Consider the following 22534-nt stretch of genomic DNA (forward strand, 5'->3'; position numbering starts at 1 on the left):
TAATGCCCCTTTAAATCGCTAATTTAGTATTACGAGTTTTAGAGGTAAGCTGTGTATAAAAAACTTTTTTGTTATTTCAGAATTTTTATAAATGATTTTTCAAACAGCAGAGTAAATTTTACAAGAAATATGTTTACTCTAAAGAACTAATAAAAGCTTCATCAAGACCGGTTACACTAGAAATTAAAGCAATATTACAACCTTGGGATAATAGTTTTTTTGCTATTTCAACTCCTTCCTCAGCTTTTCCTTCAGCTTTTCCAATTTGGATACCTTTAGTTTCACCAACTTGTAAGCCTTCAAGAATACCTAACTCTTTTCCTTCTTGTTGCCAATGCTCTGCTAAACTTCTTATAAGCCTTGTTCCTATTTCCGTATTCAACTTTGTTGATAATAAATTCTCTAGCTTTATTTTATCAGCTTGCTCTATCTTTGTCAAAGTATAATATAGTATCATTTCTAGATAATCATAGCCTATCGTTATTTTGGTTAATTCCGGTAATATATCTGATATTTCTTGCCATCTTTTTAACAACTCTCTCTCATGTATATGCTTGAGAAAAAATTCTAATATCCCTGACCATATCCTTTGTTTAAACTCTTCATCTGGTATTTCATGGACATTCACTAATTGGTAATCATTAATCCATAATTCTCTTGCTAATTTGTTATTGGCAAATAAATCCCACAAATTCCTTGCAACATTGTATTTCTCCTGACTATTGTAGAATATCATCGGGTATACCAACGGTAAAGTTTTAGATTTAGGATTTTGTATTAAATATCGCTCACAAATATTAATCATATATTTAAATAGCCTAAAAGCCATAAAATGATCTGCTTTTGATTGATGTTCGACAAGCAAAAATAAATATCCATCTTGTTTATCAAATTTGCATGAGAATAAAACATCAGAGATAGAATCTTTTAAAGAGCTTTCTACAAAAGTGGTATTTTCCATTGCTAAACTAGGAAAATCTATTAAACTTTTAATATTTGGGGGCAAATGTGCATTAAAGAACTCATTAGCAACTAGAGGATTCTCCAGTGCCTTACGAAATATCTTATCATGCTTAGCTTTCTTCTTATCCTGATCTGGATCACCCAGCAGGTTTCCTTGTTCACTCATATATTTATATTTTTTAACTTGATAAAATATTATTACACTACACTCTAAACTCTTATTCCTTGATTTAGCTTGATCTCAGATACTTGCTTTACCGCACTTCTTATTTCTTTAGCTATTTCTGAGCTTGGACTTATATATTGCATTATTTGTTTATCTCTTCCTATGGCATTTAAGTAATCTTCAGGGACGAGATGGCTTTTGCCTTGAAAATCATGTACTACTATATCACAAAATTTTTTATCACCAAGATTATAATTAGGATCAAATTTATTCTGCATAATTTGTAAATCTTTCTGTATCTTCTGCTCTATTGCTGCTATGCAAATCTTGTTACTATAAGCAGTACAAGAATCTATACCTTTTTCTCTGTAGATTTGTAAAGCAGTATCGATATTTTCTGCTGTGCCAAACTGTGCTAAAGCTTTTATTTGCTGTTGTTGCAAATTATTTAGTTCGTTATTATCGTTATTTACCATTTTTGACAATAGTAATTCTATATACTGAAATTGTGATTTGCTATCATCACTTGCTTTTAAGGATGACTGTTTAGTTATTTTACTAGCTACTGTTAATTTTGCTATTTCAGGCTCTATAAGCTTGTTTATAGATTCTGCTCCTTGGGATTTTAACATATCGTTAAAATCGCCTTTTTCTGGTGGTCGTATTATTGATACTACAGCTCCTTTGCTAATTAATTCTTCCTGAGCTTTCATTACAGTGTGAACCGATACTGCTTCTTGACCATCATTATCAGCAGCAATTATTATTCTCTCACCTTTGATAGGCTCATAGTTCCTAATGTTACTTACACCTAAACTACAAAGAATTTTGCCTTTAATACCAGCTTCTGCAATGCTTAAAGCCGTTTCTACCCCTTCTGCTATAATCGTTATATTACTAACTGAATTATTGCCATCTGTACTGCTTTGTACATTCCTGCTTTGTACGTTCTGCTGTTCGTTATTTTTATTAATCTCAACAAAAGAACCTCTGATTCTACCAAATGAACGTTTATTAACCTCAATATCAGCTTTATTATTTGTGTCTTTGTTTAAATAAATTGATTGTCCACCGGTAATATTACCATCTTTATTTCTAGCAAAAGCAATTAATGCAGGATAATATTGTTTGCTATTACTGTCCCACATCATATTGGTTCTAAGATCATTATTTAGTTGATATCCTGTTAATATTTTTTTAATTCCACGATGTTCTAATAAATATTTTTTTGCTATATTATTTGGCGTCATATAGATTATAGAATCTGATTTTTCATATAATTCTTCAGCTCTCTTTATCTTAGATATTTCAGCATATTTCGCTTGTTGATCTTGATTCTTAACTTTTTGGTCAAATTGCTCTTTTATCTTATCTTCTAATAACTTGCTATTGTTTGACACACCAACCATATCTTGTAAATATTTCTTAGCTTCTACAAAATCACAATTTTTTTCTCTTTGTACTAAGGTAAATAAATCTCCTCCCTCTCCTTTACTAAAATCATACCATCTGCCAGCTTTACTGCCACCTATCCTCATCACTATTTTGCCATCTTTCTCCCAGCGTAACACTTGACTATTTGATAAATGCTTGTTTGGACTGCCTAGCAAATTTCTACCTATTTCTTCCGCTTTAAATGATAATAGTTGCTTTAATTCTACTGCTTTTTGTTTATTAATAGAATTATAATCTATTTTATTCTTTGCCATAATATCCTCTTGTAACTTAACACTGATTGTTGTATCTTGTTTATTACAATTCGTAAGGTTATAAGAAGAGCTTTTTTGCTCTTCTTGGGCTTTATGGCTTGTGGCAAAATTTGTGCTAGTGCTTCTTAGGATTTCTGCTACTTTAGCAGATGATCTTGATCTCACTCTTAAGTGGTAATAGTTATCATTACTGTGTAATCTATCCTTAATATCTTCTACTACCCCTTTAAACCAATTACCTACTTTATCTATAATATTAGGACTCTTATTTTTTTGATCTTGAATCGCTACTAATTCTTCTAAAGTTTTAAAATTAATGCTAGATAGCCTATTATCTATTTTACTAAGTTGCGATATTAAACTGGCCATATTCCTGGTAGCCTCCCTATTATAATAGAGTTTTACCTCTTCTATATGTCTAGTCATGGCTACATAAGAATTTCTGCTATTTCCTGCTAGATTATGTAATACATAGACATCTTTAATTGAGGCTCCTTGTGCTTTATACACTGTAGAAGCATAGCCATGTTTAAAGCTTACATCTTGAGGATTAAATTCTATTTCTTTCCCGCTATCTGTTTTAGTAACAAACTTATCGTTGCTTACTGAAGTTATCGTTGCAAATTCCCCATTTTCTATTTGTAAATCTTTAATAGTTGTTTTAAACAAAATACGATCTCCTGCCATATAATCTTCATACTGCTGAGCTGGTATATAGCATCTATATTCTTGACCAGTAAGCAAGCCTTTAGCTTTTAGTAACTCCCTGATCCCTTGATTAATACTATCTACTTCAGCATTACGCATGGTAATTATTAAACGCTCATTTAGAGCAAATTTGCTGTTACTCCAATCGTTAATTAATCTTGCCATTGATTCTTCTAGCGTATGATCAATCTTTAAACATTTATGCTGTGCAAGTAAACGCAAACCACCGGCAATATCTGATTTTGCAAAGCATGAAGCCATTTCTCTTGCCCATGCCTTGCTTTGTCTTCTAATGTTACTTAATTCATATGAGCCAAATTTACTAGCCAATACTGTAAACATTCCTCCTCGCTCAACGGAAGTTAGTTGTCTCTCATCTCCAGCCAGTATTAGATTACAATTGTTACTCCTTGCTACTTTTAGTAATTCTAAATAATCACTATTACCTACCATTCCTGCTTCATCTACTACTAGCGTAGTATTTCTTGGTAGATTAGCTTTACCATTATACAATTTAAATAAAAATCCTTTTACTGTATGACACTTCTGGTAGCCTTTACTTTTAAGTTCTGATGCTGCTTTATGAGTAGGAGCGAGTCCTATAATATTTTGCCCATGATTGGTGGCAATTTTATAAGCTTTCGCAAGTACTTGTGACTTACCGCTGCCAGCTCTACCTTGAAGGATTCTAATACCTTGACTATTAATTAATATATGATGCAGGCTTGCTCTTTGTGCTTCATTAACACTAGCTAGGTTGTCGATAGCACTTTTAAGCTTAATAACGTTATTAAAATGAATCTGACTATTGATCTTATCTGCTATTCTTAGTATCCTTAATTCTTCATCCCTTATCTCTTGAGTAGTATAGTATTTAGTATCAGTGCCATCTTCATTATATAGTTTTACCAGCCTATCTGAATTTAATATTTCCCTTATTAGTTTTTGCTTTTCTGCTTCTTCTTTAATCTCTTTTACTGCTTTTTCTATATCCAATTTAGTAAAAATAGCTTGATGACGAATCATGCGATCAAGCACTCCATCCGCTCCTTTGATAATTTCAAGATGGGCAAGCCTGCATATGTTATTTTGCTCAGATATTTCATTGATAATACTTCTCATTCTAGTAGGACCAACATGCTGCTGTGGCATAAAACTTATCGGGTCTACTCTGATTTCTAAACCTAACTTAGCAAAATATTGATTGATTACTTCTTTAGCTTTTTCATGAATAATTTTATCTTCGGGGATAATGAATGCTTTGCCCTTAACTTTGGCAAATTTAGGATTTAAATCTACTGCCTTAGCTCCTAAAGCTTTACCGTCTTCTGTGAATCTTCTGGTGGTAACAAGCAGATGGGCATGCCAATTCTTCTCTCCATCATGTGGCTGATGAATATCAACCTGAACTCCAAGTCCATTTCTTACCCATCCCATCTCTTCGATTATTTTATGGGTAATAGTTATTCTATCATCTAAATCTAATTCCTTATCATCAGGTAGAGCTATAACTACATCTTTTAATAATTGACTATTTTTTCTTTTCTCACTCCTTTCCACTTCATTCATCAAGATACTTGGATTTTTGAATTTCTGATCTACGTGGCTAGGTAATAATACTGCATGGTAAACATTATCGCCTTTTTTGCTAAAATTATAAGTAATGTTAGTTCTCTCATCTTTAATAATCAGCCTTGCATTATAAGCAGCTTTCAGACAAGCATTTTTACCTTCACTTCTGCCAACTATTTCTATTCTTGCAAACTGTATTGCCATGGTTTGTTAATTCTAACAATGTTCAATCCATCATTGACATTACCATGCAATCTTAAAATCATCCACTGAATCTCAAACATATGAACCAGCAAACAAAAATAAACCTTTAGGTTTATATATTGCGTCTCTCCCTGTTTTTACAAACAAGCAGAGAACAAAATGCTAAGCATTATGTAATAATATAGACAAACTATTAGAGGTAAGTTATCAACTATAAGGATATTATAGGTATTTTGTGTTAAAGTTTAAGTTAGCCGAGTTAGTTAAAGAGCTATAATCGGTGGCTTTTAATGGTACGGTTTAAGCAGTCCGTAAGAAAGCATGATTTTGGAGTTGTTGGTAATATCATTGATGGTATTGTATGTTTTATTAATATATAAGAGACCTCGTTTAGGAGATTAATTTTTAACACCACTCCAACTTTAAATTAGCTCGGTCTGATTGTGAACGTAGGAGGTTGTATGCCAAATAGTAAAAATAATAAACAAAAACTAGCTGTAATTAATCCCGATGCAGCGTGTATAGATATTGGTTCTAGAGAACATTACGTATGTGTACCAGCTGACAGAGATGATAAGAATGTTCGCAAGTTTGCAGCTTTTACAAGTGATTTAAAAGAAATGGCAAATTGGTTAAAAAAATGTGGTGTTAAGACTATAGCTCTGGAGTCAACAGGAGTGTATTGGATACCTATATTTCAGATTTTAGAGAGTAGTGGTTTTGAAGTAATATTAGTTAATGCCAGACATGTAAAAAATGTACCTGGTCGTAAGACAGATATTAAAGATTGCCAATGGTTACAACAACTACATAGCTATGGATTATTAAATGGATCATTCCGCCCAAAAGATCAAATATGTGTACTCAGAACTTTTACAAGGCAAAGGGACAGATTAACAAAAAGTGCTGTAACCCATATCAACCGTATGCAGAAAGCCCTTAATGAAATGAATATTCAGTTACATCATGTGATTAGTGATATAACGGGCGTTACTGGGATAAGTATAATAAAAGCAATTATTGCTGGTGAAAGAGATACAAATAAATTAGCAGCGTTTAGAGATCATCGTATAAAGAATGATGAAGAAACTATAATTAAAGCACTAGAGGGAGATTATCGTAAAGAGCATCTTATAGTATTAAAGCAAGAATTAGATATTTATGAGTTTTACCTAAAACAAATCAATGAGTGTGACAAAGAAATAGAAGCATATTACAAAGAGTTTGAGAAACGTGGTGATGGTGAGTTAATAAATAGTACAAAACAATACAGAAGTAAAAATGCTCCAAAGTTTAATTTACAACAATCACTATATAATGCAACAGGAGTAGATTTTACTACGATTCCAGGATTAAGTGAATTAAGTGTACAAACAATAGTATCTGAAGTGGGATTAGATATGGACAAATGGGTTACAGAGAAACATTTTACATCTTGGCTTGGTTTAAGTCCTACTAACAAAATTACTGGTGGTAAAGTGTTTTATACTAGAACAAAGAAGGTAGAAAATAAAGCAAGTATGGCTTTTAGAATGGCTGCTTTTAACCTAGGTAAAGGAAAATCAGCATTAGCAGGATTTTACAGAAGGATCAAAAGTAGAGCTGGTGTACAAAAAGCTATTACTGCTACAGCAAGGAAGCTGGCATGTATATTTTATCGCTTACTAAGATATGGTCAAGACTATATAGAAAAGGGAATTGAAAATTATGAAAAACAATATCAAGAAACAATAGTAAAAAACTTTCAGAAACAGGCAGCAAAACTAGGGTTTAGTGTGATTAAAATAGAGCATTCTTGAGATCTAGTTTGTTAGGAGAAAAGCTCGTACCCGTCGTTTAATTGAAATCGGTGGCTTAGTTGTTAAAGCTAAACTTGATGATTTACCCACTAACAGTTTACTAGGAGCTTTTGTTTCTTTAAAAGAAAAATTAATACAAAATCCTAATATCCAAGATCACTGGACTAAAATCGGCAAAAATATTTTTGATAATCACGAATTAAGATAATTTAATATTAATATCATATATAAAATTTTTAATATTTAAATTAAGGAGTAGATAAATTGTATATCATCTGATACCATTATATGGTATTTAAAACAGTCAAGTAATGATAGAATATATTAAACATAATGAAGGAACATTTACTTCATTAACAACAGAACAAAAAAAAGCTGTAGGATTATTATCAATTGGAACATTTTTAGAATATTTTGATCTGATGCTATATGTTCATATGACAGTTTTATTGAATGAATTATTTTTTCCTAAGGCAGACCCTCATACTCAAGCTATTTACTCTGCTTTTGCATTTTGTTCCACTTATGTTTCGAGTAACCCCTATTGCTTCCAAAGCTGATTTCTCAGGTCTGTAGCCATAAGCATACGCATCAAGTTAAGGTGTAAACTGCCTTTATTACAGTAGTTTATGAATAGTTTGATGATAGGCATCATATGTACCTATGAAGACATATTTAAATATAAATGCCTTATTTAGGGTAAAACAAAACATAATGATTTTACACTTAAAATGCTTGAATATGAGATATATCCCTTAACTTGATGCGTATGGTAGCCATAAGAGTCTGGATAAAAATATGGTTCTACTAAAGGTTCAAAAACTAACTTTACTACCATCTGAGCTATCCTATCTGATACTGTTGGTATCCCTAGTATTCTTTCACCACCAGCTTTCTTCGGTATGGCTACCACTTTGACTGGTGGTGGAAAGTAACTGCCCGATGATAATCTATTCCATAATTTATAAAGATTTTCCTTTAAGTCTTCTTCAAAGCTTTCTATGGATTGTTGATCTACCCCAGCAACTCCATCATTTGCTTTGACTAGTTTAAACGCTTTCATTACTAGTTCTTTTGGAATAGTAAATGGTTTTGTTGTACTCAAAATATCCTCCTTTTGCAAGTTGCTTTTTAAATATAACTACCTAACGCAATCCCTTCGCTCCACCTCCATTACAGAAGCTTCTCCGCTACTACGAATTGCTCCGCCCTAGTTTCTTGCATCGGTACTCTCATATTCACGATATCCACCTTTTATATTTCTCCCTTAACATCAAGATGACTAGTTCCCATAGTTCCTTATAAAAGCCAAGATCAGAATCACGCTACCTCTACGCCGAACACCACCTGCACAGTAAATCAGGTTTCTTGCAAATTTATCCTAGAAGGAGGACACGCTTCTAGTTTTGATGTCAAACTTCTACTCTTACGACGCGTCAACAGTAGTTCAGGTTTATTCGTCTTTCTGATCCATACCTGCCGAGTTTATCTCGATTTTTCCTCAGTCGCTCACAACTATCACTCTTTATGATAGCTGCACTGGGTGGTTTGAAGCCCGCTCCTGTAAACCGACTCCGAAGGACCTTCCTTCATCTTCTATAAAGCTTATGAACAAGTAGTTGTTATTCTCTTGTTTCTCTATGGCACACTATCCTCTATAGTATCATGCAATATACTAGTTACTAGTATATCTGTTCTAAATAAGTAATCTGATATCATATATGCTACTTCTATCGGATGTGAATAAAATGGTTCTCCTGATTGACGCATCTGACTACCATGATATTTCTTAGCATAGTATATAGCTTTCTTTACCTCCAATACACCCACTGGTGGTACTTTTACTACACTATTTAAATATATTACTTTATCTAATAACTTCTTAGCATAAATACATATCTCAAAATTTGTTTGATAACCTTCTATCTTTTTCATTAATGCTTATTAATTATTTTCAATACTTTTTACCTAAATTTTCCAACTAATCCTATATCTTTTGATTATATGATTATATATATAACAGCTGTGATTTCTCCACCAGCATATGATCCAACAAAAAAGCCAGTTTTTCATACCTACCACTATGCTCGTTCAGCAACATTGTTATCAATCTCTATTTTACCATTATCTAAAAACCTCATTACAGAGTTGTCTCATTATTTAGAGAACATAAGCAATAGCTCTATTCTTGGCACTTTTTTAAGTAGTATATGATACGGGCGCTAGGCGAAGTGGATAAATTACAGTTGGTGAGAATCCAATCTACGTAAAGTTTAGCCAGCAGCGTAGAACCAAATCTCACATGTAAGGAGGTAACGAATTATGTGAAGCTGAGAGGCGGGATGTATTGGGTTGTAACGCAAGTGAAGGATATAAGCTCCGAAATGTACAATATTGTAGAGGTTGACATGTTGTATCACATGGAAAGCAGAATGTGTAGTTGCGATAAGGCAAGCAACTATTGCTCTACCGGAGTCTCAGGCCACGACACGATACAAGATGGAATTTATCTAAATCTAGGAGATCCATTGTATTCTTACGTAAGTGAGTACTTTGAAACAAGTTGTCAAGAGCAAGGATTAAAGGAAGATACAATGGAAGTCGGACTGACTAATAGTACTTTGAGCATGGGAAAGCCATGTACATGGGGAAGTGGTCAGCAATATAGCGTTAGTTTAAGTACGCTTAATTCACTAATACACGGAGGTTAGAGAGTAGAATGGAAAGTAAACTTAAACTTATATCTGCGAAAGCTAAGGAAGATAAGAGACTAAAATTTACGGCATTAGTGCATCATGTAAATAAGGAAAATCTTATTGAATGTTACAAGGAGCTAAAGAAAAATAGAGCTTGTGGCATAGATGAAGTAACAGTTGAAGAATATGGCAAGAATCTTGAAGAGAATATAGACAATCTGCTACATAGACTGAAGGATAAAAGCTATAGAGCCAATGCTGTACGACGGGTAGAAATACCTAAAGCTAATAGTAAAGAAAAGCGAGGGCTTGGCATTCCGACAGTTGAAGATAAATTAGTGCAGCTAGTAGTTAAGAAGTTATTAGAAGCAATATATGAACAAGATTTTCTAGAGTGCTCTTATGGATTCAGGCCTAACTTAAGCTGTCATGCAGCAATAAAAGCGTTAGATACAGTAGTAATGAAAAAGCCAATTAACTATGTTGTAGAAGTTGATATTAGAAAATTTTACGATAACATAAATCATTACTGGTTGCAAAGGTGTTTAGAAGAGAGAATATTAGACAAGAATTTTATATGGCTAATAAGAAGGCTTTTAAAAGCAGGAGTAATCAAGGATGGTGTTGTTAGTACCAGCGATCAAGGTACATCGCAAGGCTCAGTGGCAAGCCCAATTCTTGCAAATATCTATTTACATTATGTTTTAGATTTATGGTTTGGGAAAGTTGTTAAACCAAAAGCTAAAGGCTATGTTGAACTAATCAGATATTGTGATGATTTTGTGGTGTGTTGCGAAAGTCAGAAGGATGCGGAAGAATTTTTAAGCCTACTACATGATAGATTAAAAAGTTTTGGATTAGCTATATCAGAAGAGAAAACAAGGATTGTTAAGTTTGGTAGACGTCCTTGGCAACTCGCCAGTAAAAATAAAGAGAAATTAGAGACATTTAACTTTCTGGGTTTTACCCATTATTGCGGGAAAAGTAGGCAAGGATACTTTATAATGGGTCATAAGACTATAAAGAGTAGCTTTGCAAGAAAACTAAAAGAAACGCAAGAATGGTTAAAAGCAATAAGATCTCAAGCAGTTTTAAAAGACTGGTGGCCAATACTGAAATCAAAATTAACAGGACATTATAATTATTTTGGAATTAGCGGTAATTATCAATCTATCTCTAAATTCTATCATAGAACTGTGCAGATAGTACATAAGTGGATAAACCGTAGAGGTAGTAGGAAAGTAAGCTATATATGGTTACGAAACTATTTACAGTGGAATCCACTACCAATGCCTAAAATAATGTATTCTCTATATAGTAAAACTATTGTTGTAAAGCAGAATAGCTATATTGAAGAGCCTTATGTGGGAAAACCACCTGTAGGGTTCTGTGAGGGCTATCATAGCAATGAAACTTCACTAATTAGGAAGTGGTAAGAGCTATGATTTCTACTCGACAATATCTCCTGTTAACTCTGTTGGTTTTATAAAAAAGTTATCTTGTTGAACCGTAAAAACAAATTCATTATTAATAGAACAGTTATTTTGTTGTTGTTTATCTTGTATACCAACATCATAATTATTGAGTCTTGTTAAACCATCTATTACTTTAGATATAACAGCATCAAAGGATTTTATTATTATTGTTTCTTGATTTTTTTCTGATGTTCTACCATACATTTCTGTTCTTACAGTTGTGATAATTTTAATTACATCATCAGCTGATTGCACATCTTGTAATTTATTGGCAAAATTTTTAATCAAGATTAGTGATATATCAGCACATATCCCAGAATCAGGTTGTTGTAATCCAGAATATATAATATTCATAGTTTTAATTCCTAAACTTAAAAACTGATTTTTTAGTTTTATAAAACTATTGCTACAGCTTGATATATAATCAAGAGGATCAATAATTGATAGACTATCGCCATATTTAAAGAAGACAACAGCATGGTTATTGTTCTTATAATCTTGTATACCTAAAATGCTTAAATATTTATTATACTCATGTACATATTCAACTATTACTTTACTTTGATTTAGTATTCTTTTAGCACCATTTATATTTTGCAGATTATAGTGAATTGATTTTTGATCCAAGCCATCCATCTCGTAAAAACCATTGTATCTAATATCATTATGCTCATAATTATTATACCACTGAAATATCGGCTCTCTATTCATATGTAACATGCTTATCTGCTGAACCATATTTTGACTACATTTATTATTTATATAATTTAGTGATTGAGCAAGATCATCTTCAACATAATCATTAGTACTGTCATTAACCCCATATTTTCTAATATATTTTACATAGTATAAAAATACTGGTGTATTATTTACATGTGCTGTTTCTATCAATTGAACTGTATTTGTGCTGCACTTTATAAGTATTTGGTGTAGTGATTGTATTATATCACATTTAAAATTTACACAATAATTAACATACCAAAAGAATATGTTATTATCATTCATACGTAGTTGTTCTATCGACTGTATTGTATCTGTACTACATTTCATAAGTATTTGGGTTAGTGATATTTCAATGTCATTATCTATTAATTCCTCTACTACATTATTTTCATAATTGTTAAGATTTATTCCATGATTTTCTATATGTTGCATATACCAATGAAATATTAATTTATCATCCATATGTAATTGTTCTATTGCCTGTATTGTATTTCTGCTGCACTCCATAAGTATACTATATAGTGATCGTGCTATATCATTTATATCAATAATATCATTATATGTAAGGTCTATCATATGTTGTATATACCAATGCAATATTGATAATCCACTAATAGTAGTTTTAGTATCTAATTCTTTAAGCAATAATTGATTACAGTTAGTTATAATATAATCAATAACCTCGTAAAGAGTAGTATCACTAGTTTGATTGTACACAGATATGATTTTTTCTATATGCTGTATCATCTCACTATGATTGACACTACTTAAGTACCAGTTAATTGCTAGTTGATTATGAATTGTGACTTCTCTTCCTAAAGCATCAATAAGATTTAAATTATCTACATCTAGAATATCGTTTATAATTGTTAAGATATCATTATCATTTAATACAGAGATAATAGTTTTTATTGCTGTAACTTTGTCATTATGAGTTACACTGTTGTGAGTACCTAAGTACCATTGTATTGCCGACTGATTATGTACCTGAATGTGTATTAATTCTTTTTTCAGGTCTGTACTATCTGCAGTTAGAATATCTTTTATAATGGTCAAGATATCATTATCATTTAATACAGGGATAATAGTTTTTATTGCTGTAACTTTGTCATTATGAGTTACACTGTGAGTACCTAAGTACCATTGTATTGCCGACTGATTATGTACCTGAATGTGTATTAATTCTTTTTTCACTGTATCATCTGCAGTTAGAATATATTTTATAATTGTTAAGATATTATCATCCTCAAATATAGGGATAATAGTTTTTATTGCTGTAACTTTGTCATTATGAGTTACACTGTTGTGAGTACCTAAGTACCATTGTATTGCCGACTGATTATGTACCTGAATGTGTATTAATTCTTTTTTCAGGTCTGTACTATCTGCAGTTAGAATATATTTTATAATTGTTAAGATATTATCATCCTCAAATATAGGGATAATAGTTTTTATTGCTGTAACTTTGTCATTATGAGTTACACTGTGAGTACCTAAGTACCACTTAATTGCTTGCTGATCATGAACCTGGATATTTATTAATTCTTTTTTCACTGTATCATCTGCAGTTAGAATATCTTTTATAATGGTCAAGATATCATTATCATTTAATACAGGAATAATAGAATTTATTGCTATAACTTTGTCATTATGAGTTACGTTATGATTACCTAAATACCACTTAATTGCTTGCTGATTATGTACCTGAATGTTTGCTAGTTCTGTACTAAAACAAGTATAGTCATCTTGAGGGAAAAAAATAATATACTCAATTAGCTGTATTATTAAAGTGTCATTACATTTTCCTATAATGCTCTTTAATGCTTCTAATTTAGTATTATTATTTATATTTCTATTGTTAATATACCATTCTAAAAATTCTTAACCATCAATCTTGATGTCGAGTAAATCTCTAATAATATCTTGATTACACTTAATTAAAATGTTGTTAATTGCCGCTATCAAATCTGTGGGTGTATTATCAGCAACGTGCTCACTTATTGACTTGATATACCACGTAAAAAATGGATCAATACCACGTAGTTTTCCTCCTTTTGCTTTAATAATTGGTATATCAAGCGTCAAAATATATTGACAAAATTCTATAACATAGCTATCGCTATGTCGCAATAAACTATTCGTTACTTCAATTCTATTTTCTTGATCTTGTTGATTATTAAAATACCATTTGTACGGTGCTTGTTCATTGATATTTATCTTTTTTAATGTCCTTTCATTACATTTGGTTAAAATATTTTTTACTTCTTTGAGGAATTCAGGAAGGGTAGGATTATTAAAACAAGTGTTAATGTACCACTGAATTACAGATATATTACCAATTTTAGCATCTTCTAATTTCGCAATAACAACACTATTGCTTTCTACATCTAGTTCTAGAATGTACTCTATAAATTTTATTCTCTGTTCTGTAGTAATATTAACACTATTAGTATAGAAATATTTATCAATAAGTTGATAAATATGTATTGGATTTTCATGTTGAGCTAATAAGGATTCATCATTCGAGAATTGAAAACTGAATTCCGAATTATCATTATCCAACATACTTATAATTGCATTTTTATTATATATTAAAAATTTACCATGGTTTTTTTTATAATCTTTATTAATATACTGAATAAACTCAGTAGCAAAATCTTTTTTATTGAGAAATATTGTTAAAAAATTTTTGTGTTTTGATGTACAAAAATAATCCATAGTATTTTTGTCATATGTTTGTTGTTGTATAGTTAACAAGAGCAAAGATAAATGCTTACGTGCATCATATAAGATTAGATTGAAATAATCTTGTACTAAGTACTTAAGTGATTCCTCATTATTTTTATAAAATCTATTTATATTCAATGTTTTTGTATTCTTGATACCTAACGCTTGTAAATTATTTATTATTTCGTAATATTTATCATCCATGTGCTGTTTCTGTGCAGATAAACTGTTAAGTAAGCTTTGTACTTTTCGTGCATTTATTTTAATTTCAAGTTTTTTATTTTGTAAATATTTTATGTATGAATTGAATTCATCTCCTGCTGAAGAATTTAGATTTTTTTTGACATTATGTACAAGAAATAATAGTATTTCTTTCAGATATTGGTTTATTACATTTTCATCCTTGATATTGCTTATCTTAGTATTTTGTTGTATAAAAATAGGTATGTCGAGTACTTTAAATAAGCTATTACGTATGTTATATAGTTGCTCTTCCAAATTGATACTATCTAAGGAATATACTAAATTATTTACTTTTTCATTAAGACTTCTTACTAAAGTTGCTTCCTGAGATACTTCATATTTACTATCAAAGTGTTTAGCACTCACTCTTGTATCCCAGACATATAATAAATATGGTATAAAAATACTACTAAAAAATACTTGGACTTTCTGTTGACAGCATACACTGTCATTTTCATCTATTCTGTTCTGAAGTTCATCTTTTATAACCTCATATTCCTCTTTAGAATTTGGGATTTTATGAAAAAACTCTAATAAACATTGTGCTTTTGAAAAGCAATCATAAGTTTTGCTTCCAACAATGAAAAAATGTTTAATAAGTGATAGAAAAAAGGTAATAGGAATAATATGATTCCCATCATTTCCTGTACCTATTCTCTTATAGTGTATATTTGAAATATGAAAAGAACCTTTTTCTTTTACTACCTCAACATATACATTGATAATATTAAATGTATATAAAAGCCATTTTTGTAATATTTGGCTATTATTGTTAGTAGAACTACTAGGATTAGACATTATTTGATTCATTATTATCCAATTTTACTTAAAATTTATGTATTTTATATTCTTTATAAGGCAGATTTTAATAATGCAGCATCTTTAAAATATCCTGTTACTTAAAGCCACTTGTTCTAAAACATAGCGTGAGTTTAGATTTTTACTCACCTTACGCACGCAGGAGCACATATTTAAGAGTTGATAGATAAAGTGCAATTATTAAAAATATCTAACTTTAGAGTTAAAATATTATGCTACATCTACTATCTAATTTCTTTAAAAATTCAATGATATAATCACTATTAACTTTAGGATTATCAGTTGTTACTAAATTTAGACTCTTTAGATCAATCGCACCTATAATATGCTTACGTTTCCAACCATTAAAACTTGGTAAAGTCTTAGCTACATTCTTCCTAATCCAACCAAATCTTGCTCTAGATTGATATTGAGGATGAACACTATCCATAAAGTAAATAGACTTGTCCCTAGCTAAATTATTTCTTAACAAACTATATTGTAGCTTAAATTCCTCTTGTTTAGCTAAATCTATTTTCCCAGAAAGTAACTTAGGTTTTTTATAACTAAAACCCAGTCTATGTAAAAGATTGATTACCCCAGCTAATGTATAAATTACTCCATATTCCCTTTCTATATATAAACCTATATCTCTAGCATAAACATAATTATTCATTTCTAGGTGGTTTATTAATTCTTCTTCCTATCCTCTAGTAAGGTTTAATATCACTACCCCCATTTTCGGGCTTAAGCTTCTTATCATTATGATAGTCTATTAAATGTTTTCTTATCCCTTCATTGCTCAGTAATAAAACTTTTGCTATCTCAGCAATACTATAACCATCATCATACATGAGAACGGCTTTGATTCGATCATAAATTCTCTTATCCCTCTCACCTCTATGACACAGCTTTAATTCTTCTCTTTCTACTGATATTAATTTCCTATAACTCATCCTGATTTTATAATACTTTCTTACTTCAATGACAACTATTCATTTATTAGAGGTATACTCATTATAATAATCTATTAAAATAATCAGTAAGAGAAGAAAATGGTACTGTGTTATTATATAAATTTGATTTTTTGTAATTTGTAGTTATATTAAAACAATGTGTGTGTAATTGTCTTGCAACTTTTGGCATTTTTAGGTAAGTAGCAATAGTGAAGAAGAACTGTAAAGTTTCTAAAATCGTTTTCCACCCTTTTTCAGGAGATTTAGCTCCTACTGTTTGTATATTATGTAATCGGTCACATAATTTAATTAATAGCAACTCTTTTTTCTTTTGCTGATATAATATTTTAACTATTTCTGCTGCACTAATTTTTTTAGCATTTTTAACTCGTGTTAAATCTTCAACTTGATTAGCAATCTTATGGCCAAATTCTTGTATAATCATTTCTTTAGTAAGTAATGTATCTTCAATACAATCGTGCAATATGCTGGTTACTATGATATCTGTTCTAAATAAATAATCAGAAACCATATATGCTACTTCTAAAGGATGTGAATAATACAACTCTCCTGTTTCTCGTTTTTGTCCGCCATGATATTTTTTAGCAAAATAAATTGCTTTTTTAATTTTATTAAGATCAACTTTGTGCTCAGAAATCTTATTAATAAGTATGATTTTAGTTAATAGCCTTTTACTATATCGGCAATTTGATAGATCTGTAATTTTTACTTTGTCTAGCTCAATATCTATACCTTTAAGTAAGTTTAACTTTCCTACAATAGGAGCTATAGTTTTTTGATGATTTTCTTGATTTTTTGCCATCTATCTATCCCTAATATTATTTAAGTGTAGTAAGAATCATAGCAATAATCAAGAAAATCATACTTGTTAATTAATAGAGTACTTTCAAAACTTTACTTTTAGAGATAATTTGTGTGTGTATTATCATCAAAACCTTATAAGTATCAACATTATTTATCATAAATCAGATCATCAAGAAGAGGTAACTTAATTGGTATATTACAGACGATAGTAGTACTTTTACCTTGTTCACTTGTTACTTCAATCTCTCCATTTAGCTCACCAATTAGACGTTTTACAAAACTTAATCCTGATCCAAGTCCATGATATTGCATAGCAATATCAAATTTATCAATCTTTTCATGAAGATGTTGCCTGATTTCTTTAGATAAACCAACACCACTATCATGTACCATAAATTGGAATACCATTTCTCTATTTTGTTGTTCTGATTCTAATAATGCAGGACTAATAGCAAACATGTTCACTGTTACCACAACTTTACCTTCTTTAGTAAAGTTAATAGCGTTATCTATTAACTGCTCTAATATTACTCCTATTCGATAAGTATCACTAATTATAGCATTTGTTAAATCATACTGAAAATTACAAGATAAATTTAATCCCTTACGTTGAGCTATTGGCATCGCTTTATCAATAATCTTGTTTACCAACTGTTTTGGATCAAACTTATTTAAAACTATAGGAGGTAGTCCAGAATTATTCTGTAGATAACTAATTATGTTGTTATAATAATCCAGTAATTCTTCAGCACAATTTACTACACTAGCTAGATAATCCTTTTTCTCAGGATTATCTTCTATTTCATAAAGAGCTGTTACTAATGAAAAAATTCCATTACATGGAATCTTTAATCCATGTACCATATTTTGAACTACATCTCTTTTAAATAACTCAGATTCTTTCAATTTATTATTTGCTTCTTGTAATTCTAATTTATATTTAATTATATCAGTATAATTTGTGATCGTCGAATTAATGACATTCTCTTCTTGCTGATATGGTATTAATGTGACAGATATGGGAGATAATTGAAGATTCCAATTTGTTTTAGTAATATTATGATTATCTTTTGGTTGATTTTGATTATTAATTGTCATAACATTTCCTTGCTGTTAAAGTTAAGAAAACAGCTCAGAGGTTAAGGTGATAAAATTTTGTTGTTTTTAACTTAGCCTCTGAACTCAGAACTGCACCACGGCCGCTCTTAACAAGGACAGATATCACCACAATTCTGCGAAGTACAGAGGATTTAAGAGCTTTTTGACAGATTTTTATACAATTAGGCAAACAGCTGCACAAATGAGACACTGCTAAATTAATATTGTTGGTTAACTCAATTCTTTATCCATTACATATAAATCAAAATCAGCATTAATTATGCTACAAAAATTATCAGAAATTCCTTCGAGTACAGCATTTTGCTAGCATTTAAGCCTATTTTATACTATAATTATAGTGTAAATATTTGAATAATAATTTCATGTCAGTAAATAACTCAAACAAAACACAACCATTCCTACAATGGGTTGGTGGTAAAAGAAAAATTGCCGATCAATTAATTAAGTTTTTTCCATCAACACTAAATAACTACTATGAACCATTCCTTGGTGGTGGGGCTTTATCTGATATTAATCTAGAGCTAGTGACGTCCTATAATGCGGTTAAGAAGAATCCAGATAAGGTTAGTAAACTATTAGACTCCCATAAAGAAAAACACTCCAAAGAACATTATTATCAAGTTAGAAGTAATAATGACAGTAATGACCCAGCGAAGATTACTGCAAGATTTATCTATCTTAATAGATATTCATTTAAAGGCATTTACCGAATTAATATTGATGGCAAACCAGCTCAAACTTTCTCTGGTAGAAATTATAGTAAATCTGATATTGCCTTTAGATTAAAACAGTGTAGTCAGCTTTTATCTAGCACATCTATTTGTGCTATGGATTTTTCTTTCATTGAACCACAAAAAGGTGATTTTGTTTATTTTGATCCTCCTTATCATAAGTCAGGTGAGAAGTTTTATACCAGATTACCATTTGATGAAAATGAGCAAACGAGACTGCGAGATTTTGCTACAGAACTCAATGATAAAAATGTTAAAATAATGGTTTCTAATAGTAATACTCCCTTTATTAGAAACTTATACAAAAATTTTAATATTAGTATTATTAAAGTTAAATATTCCATGCCTGAACATAATAAAATATCTGATGAAGTAGTTATTACAAATTATCAATTACCACAATAGCTTAGTTATATTCAAACTTGATTAATTCAAAGCAATAATCTTGAGTCTTAAAAGCTTCTTCTAGATCTTGCATATAACGATTTCTAACATAATAATCATTAAAAGCCGTTGTTGATTTAAGGATTATTTTCTTATTGATGATATCTTCCTCTACAACTACTAATTTACTTAATACCCCAAAATCAATATATTGGTTATAACGTTCAATAAGAAATTTCCGTACCCTGTACCATACTGAATCAGGATTTAATTGCCTGCTAAGCTGCAATAGATAATTTTGTTTTTCATCTTCAGTATTATTCTGCTTCGTTTTAAGTTCAGCAAATGGTATGATTTGCAACTGTCCAATATTACTGCCATAGATCATTCGCACTTGCTGCAATATTTTATCTTGGCTATGTTCTGAAAGAAGCATATTTTTAAGCAGTTTTATTTGATACCTATTATCTACTACCCCAATAAATGAGCAGGAGCTTAGTAATTCATAAGCTGAATCAGGATCAAAACTACCAACAATTTTACGTTTTAGCTGAGCTTGCAAGCTAGTATCAAGGCTACTTTCTATCTTATCTAGATATTGTTCTTTAGCGTTGTTTAAGTCGCTAGATTTAAACTGAAATGCACTATTATTAGCTTTAGTAGTTTCACGTAACTCATGAGCTAAAGCTTTAGCCATATAGTTTAGTAACACTTTCTTATGACCAAAATGGTGATTGGAATATTCTCCTGCAAGCTTTAAGAGCAATTTGTTGATAAAATCTAGGTTAAATTCTCTATTTGATTTTACTTGCAGTAAATCAGCATCTTCTTGGCTTAATGGATAAAAATCTGCTAATTTCTTTCTTTTGAACCAGCTTTTATGATTAATAGCCCTAATTGCAGCATTATTGCTACTTATAACTGCTTGCAGTGTAGTATTAATCCGTGTAGCACCTGTTGTGATATTAGCACTAGAGAAATTAGTATTATCAGCTTGTTGTTGATCGTTGATTGAGCTTGTTGCCTTGAATTGTAAATCTGCTGCAAGTTTTTGTTGTTGTAACTGTTGTTGATTATTGTGAATAGATGCATTTTTTTCATTTTGAAAAATTGTAGATTTGCTAGATCTAGATTTATTAGATATATTTTTATTATTATCTATATATATGTACTGGTCTAAACTTTTTTGGGGTTGAGGCAAAATTTCTTTGGGTTTGACCCCAAAGTTTTTTGGAGTAGGTACAAAATTTTTTTCATTTTCAGATGGTATTTTGCTAGAAGTAGGTTGGAAATTTTTAGCCAGCTTAATACAAGGAGTATTGCGGCATTTAATACCATATTTCACGATTGTTGCATTATAAACTTTAATAAAGCTACTTTTTTGTAATTCAAGTAAGCATTGTCGTACTCGTTCTTGACACACGCCTAGGGACTCTTGAAAGAAGTGATAAGTTTCCTGAAGTTCATCAATGCTATTATTATGATAGATTTGCAAGCGAAAGACTATTAGAGATAGTAGCTGTCTTGCAGTTTTGCTTAAGATTTTACCATTATTAGAGGTAAGAGTACTCCATTCAGGTGGAATAAAATTACCAACAAAATTGTAGAAGATAGTGTGATTTTTATCACTATGATTATGGATTACACAATCAGGAGTGAAATGTGAGCAGCATATAGTGTGCATAAGACCTCAACTTAAACATCAGGTTTAATCGAGGTAATAAGGCAATTAAAGCAGTATTTTTAAAAATGCGAGGAGCATATAAGCAGCATACAGAGTAGGGAGGTAAAATTAGTAGATTATGAAAAGCTAGGAGGTAAGGTGGTGGGCGATAGAGGATTCGAACCTCTGACCTTTACGATGTCAACGTAATGCTCTAACCAACTGAGCTAATCACCCTTATAAATATTAAGTTCTATATTTATTGTATAATATAGTAGATTTCAAGCTTTATTTACATTATTTATAGTATTTTATTATCTATTCTACAAATTTTTTATGACAAACTTAAAATCTAAAGCTTTAGACTTTTCACAAAATTTTGTTATTGCACTTGATGGTCCTGCTGCTTCCGGTAAAGGTACTATTGGGCTTATGCTTGCTGAAAAATTTTCTTTAAAATATGTTCAATCTAGTATTGTTTATAGGCAGCTTGCTTTTAATTGTATTAAAGAAAAAATAGACATTACAGATATCAATAAAGTAATCTCCTTATCTAAAGAAATAGATATTACAGATAAGTTTGACTTAGAGGATGAAAATATAGGAGGCGTTGCTTCGCAAATTGCCGTAATAGCTGAGGTAAGAGATAATCTAAATAAGCATTTAGTAAAGTTAATTAATATTACACCTCGAATTCTTATGGAGGGTAGAGATATAGGGACAATAGTTGCACCTAATGCCGATTTTAAAATATTTATAACCGCAAACCCTAAGGTTAGAGCTGAGAGGCGATATAAACAGTTGCAAGCTAAAGGGAAAGCATGTATACTTGACGAGATTTTACAACAGATAATTCTGCGTGATAAAAGAGATAAAGAGCGAGAAGTAGCACCTTTATTACCGGCTTTGGATGCTTTAATTATTGATACTTCCAAGCTTTCACCCTTATCGGTTGTAGAACAAATAACGCAATTTATATTAAAAGAATAAAATAACTTGGTGCTTATAGTTTATTTTATTTAGAGGATATTTTTCCAAACTCGCTTATAGATAGAAATGTCATCTAGTTGCTT

The 22534-nt window shown here is 30.8% G+C and carries 15 protein-coding genes, 1 tRNA gene and 3 pseudogenes; 6 read left to right on the plus strand and 13 right to left on the minus strand.

The genetic code is table 11. The features are described from left to right. Nucleotides 1-133: 133 nt before the first annotated feature. Together AAGD49_RS02280 and AAGD49_RS02285 are read right to left on the minus strand one after the other, a co-directional pair. Nucleotides 134-1129, minus strand: coding sequence for an Rpn family recombination-promoting nuclease/putative transposase (locus AAGD49_RS02280; protein WP_341788959.1), 996 nt, complete (start codon nt 1127-1129; stop codon nt 134-136). A 44-nt stretch (nt 1130-1173) separates the two neighbouring features. Beyond that, nucleotides 1174-5322, minus strand: a complete 4149-nt coding sequence (locus AAGD49_RS02285) for an AAA family ATPase (RefSeq protein WP_341788960.1) — start codon at nt 5320-5322, stop codon at nt 1174-1176. 461 nt (nt 5323-5783) lie between these two features. On the opposite strand from AAGD49_RS02285, the gene AAGD49_RS02290 reads away from it, so the two are divergent. The 3 genes and pseudogenes from AAGD49_RS02290 to AAGD49_RS02300 all read left to right on the plus strand — a co-directional run. Further along, the gene (locus AAGD49_RS02290; protein WP_341788961.1) at nt 5784-7121 is read left to right on the plus strand and encodes an IS110 family transposase; all 1338 of its coding nucleotides are present in this window, start codon (nt 5784-5786) and stop codon (nt 7119-7121) included. A gap of 16 nt (nt 7122-7137) precedes the next feature. Continuing rightward, nucleotides 7138-7329 (plus strand): annotated as a pseudogene (locus AAGD49_RS02295) (conjugal transfer protein TraD); the annotation flags it as partial. Nucleotides 7330-7432: 103 nt separating this feature from the next. Continuing rightward, nucleotides 7433-7651 (plus strand): annotated as a pseudogene (locus tag AAGD49_RS02300) (MFS transporter); the annotation flags it as partial. A gap of 164 nt (nt 7652-7815) precedes the next feature. Here AAGD49_RS02300 and AAGD49_RS02305 read toward each other — a convergent pair. The 3 genes and pseudogenes from AAGD49_RS02305 to AAGD49_RS07560 form a co-directional block, all read right to left on the minus strand. Further along, the gene (locus AAGD49_RS02305; RefSeq protein WP_341788962.1) at nt 7816-8226 is read right to left on the minus strand and encodes a hypothetical protein; all 411 of its coding nucleotides are present in this window, start codon (nt 8224-8226) and stop codon (nt 7816-7818) included. Between the two features lie 542 nt (nt 8227-8768). Then, nucleotides 8769-9056 (minus strand): annotated as a pseudogene (locus AAGD49_RS02310) (bifunctional (p)ppGpp synthetase/guanosine-3',5'-bis(diphosphate) 3'-pyrophosphohydrolase); the annotation flags it as partial. Nucleotides 9057-9202: 146 nt separating this feature from the next. Then, nucleotides 9203-9262: a hypothetical protein gene (locus AAGD49_RS07560; RefSeq protein ID WP_134820363.1), complete on the minus strand. Its 60-nt coding sequence runs from the start codon at nt 9260-9262 to the stop codon at nt 9203-9205. A 578-nt stretch (nt 9263-9840) separates the two neighbouring features. Here AAGD49_RS07560 and ltrA point away from each other — a divergent pair. Further along, nucleotides 9841-11253, plus strand: a complete 1413-nt coding sequence (ltrA, locus tag AAGD49_RS02315) for a group II intron reverse transcriptase/maturase (protein WP_341788963.1) — start codon at nt 9841-9843, stop codon at nt 11251-11253. A gap of 12 nt (nt 11254-11265) precedes the next feature. On the opposite strand, the gene AAGD49_RS02320 is transcribed toward ltrA, so the two are convergent. The 6 genes from AAGD49_RS02320 to AAGD49_RS02345 all read right to left on the minus strand — a co-directional run bounded on the left by AAGD49_RS02320 (nt 11266) and on the right by AAGD49_RS02345 (nt 18662). Then, complete coding sequence (locus AAGD49_RS02320) at nt 11266-13608, minus strand: hypothetical protein (protein WP_341788964.1); 2343 nt, start codon at nt 13606-13608, stop codon at nt 11266-11268. A gap of 288 nt (nt 13609-13896) precedes the next feature. Next, nucleotides 13897-15795 (minus strand): hypothetical protein, encoded by a 1899-nt coding sequence (locus AAGD49_RS02325; RefSeq protein ID WP_341788965.1) that lies wholly within the window; start codon nt 15793-15795, stop codon nt 13897-13899. A 211-nt stretch (nt 15796-16006) separates the two neighbouring features. Continuing rightward, entirely contained in the window at nt 16007-16459 is a 453-nt protein-coding gene (locus AAGD49_RS02330) for a winged helix-turn-helix domain-containing protein (RefSeq protein WP_341788966.1), read from the minus strand. 34 nt (nt 16460-16493) lie between these two features. Continuing rightward, the gene (locus AAGD49_RS02335) at nt 16494-16739 is read right to left on the minus strand and encodes a helix-turn-helix domain-containing protein (protein WP_341788967.1); all 246 of its coding nucleotides are present in this window, start codon (nt 16737-16739) and stop codon (nt 16494-16496) included. Between the two features lie 61 nt (nt 16740-16800). Then, nucleotides 16801-17562 (minus strand): HD domain-containing protein, encoded by a 762-nt coding sequence (locus AAGD49_RS02340; protein WP_341788968.1) that lies wholly within the window; start codon nt 17560-17562, stop codon nt 16801-16803. A 149-nt stretch (nt 17563-17711) separates the two neighbouring features. Continuing rightward, entirely contained in the window at nt 17712-18662 is a 951-nt protein-coding gene (locus AAGD49_RS02345; protein WP_341788969.1) for a HAMP domain-containing sensor histidine kinase, read from the minus strand. Between the two features lie 383 nt (nt 18663-19045). On the opposite strand from AAGD49_RS02345, the gene AAGD49_RS02350 reads away from it, so the two are divergent. Beyond that, nucleotides 19046-19819 (plus strand): Dam family site-specific DNA-(adenine-N6)-methyltransferase, encoded by a 774-nt coding sequence (locus AAGD49_RS02350; protein ID WP_341789205.1) that lies wholly within the window; start codon nt 19046-19048, stop codon nt 19817-19819. A gap of 1 nt (nt 19820) precedes the next feature. Here the strand turns inward: AAGD49_RS02350 and AAGD49_RS02355 are convergent, their stop codons facing one another. Together AAGD49_RS02355 and AAGD49_RS02360 are read right to left on the minus strand one after the other, a co-directional pair. Then, on the minus strand, nt 19821-21482 hold the full coding sequence (locus AAGD49_RS02355) for a hypothetical protein (protein ID WP_341788970.1): 1662 nt from the start codon (nt 21480-21482) through the stop codon (nt 19821-19823). A 139-nt stretch (nt 21483-21621) separates the two neighbouring features. After that, nucleotides 21622-21698: transfer RNA gene (locus AAGD49_RS02360), tRNA-Val, on the minus strand. A 99-nt stretch (nt 21699-21797) separates the two neighbouring features. Between AAGD49_RS02360 and cmk the strand changes: the two genes are divergently transcribed. Beyond that, nucleotides 21798-22451: a (d)CMP kinase gene (cmk, locus tag AAGD49_RS02365; protein WP_341788971.1), complete on the plus strand. Its 654-nt coding sequence runs from the start codon at nt 21798-21800 to the stop codon at nt 22449-22451. Nucleotides 22452-22534 lie beyond the last annotated feature (83 nt).

This window comes from Rickettsia endosymbiont of Lasioglossum villosulum (assembly GCF_964026455.1).
GTDB lineage: Bacteria > Pseudomonadota > Alphaproteobacteria > Rickettsiales > Rickettsiaceae > Rickettsia.

Bases quoted from the DNA above. Each gene is read 5' to 3' on its own strand.
- AAGD49_RS02280 (WP_341788959.1), bottom strand. From the start codon at position 1,129: ATGAGTGAACAAGGAAACCTGCTGGGTGATCCAGATCAGGATAAGAAG.
- AAGD49_RS02285 (WP_341788960.1), bottom strand. From the start codon at position 5,322: ATGGCAATACAGTTTGCAAGAATAGAAATAGTTGGCAGAAGTGAAGGT.
- AAGD49_RS02290 (WP_341788961.1), top strand. From the start codon at position 5,784: ATGCCAAATAGTAAAAATAATAAACAAAAACTAGCTGTAATTAATCCC.
- ltrA (WP_341788963.1), top strand. From the start codon at position 9,841: ATGGAAAGTAAACTTAAACTTATATCTGCGAAAGCTAAGGAAGATAAG.
- AAGD49_RS02325 (WP_341788965.1), bottom strand. From the start codon at position 15,795: ATGAATCAAATAATGTCTAATCCTAGTAGTTCTACTAACAATAATAGC.
- AAGD49_RS02330 (WP_341788966.1), bottom strand. From the start codon at position 16,459: ATGAATAATTATGTTTATGCTAGAGATATAGGTTTATATATAGAAAGG.
- AAGD49_RS02335 (WP_341788967.1), bottom strand. From the start codon at position 16,739: ATGAGTTATAGGAAATTAATATCAGTAGAAAGAGAAGAATTAAAGCTG.
- AAGD49_RS02340 (WP_341788968.1), bottom strand. From the start codon at position 17,562: ATGGCAAAAAATCAAGAAAATCATCAAAAAACTATAGCTCCTATTGTA.
- AAGD49_RS02345 (WP_341788969.1), bottom strand. From the start codon at position 18,662: ATGACAATTAATAATCAAAATCAACCAAAAGATAATCATAATATTACT.
- AAGD49_RS02350 (WP_341789205.1), top strand. From the start codon at position 19,046: ATGTCAGTAAATAACTCAAACAAAACACAACCATTCCTACAATGGGTT.
- AAGD49_RS02355 (WP_341788970.1), bottom strand. From the start codon at position 21,482: ATGCACACTATATGCTGCTCACATTTCACTCCTGATTGTGTAATCCAT.
- cmk (WP_341788971.1), top strand. From the start codon at position 21,798: ATGACAAACTTAAAATCTAAAGCTTTAGACTTTTCACAAAATTTTGTT.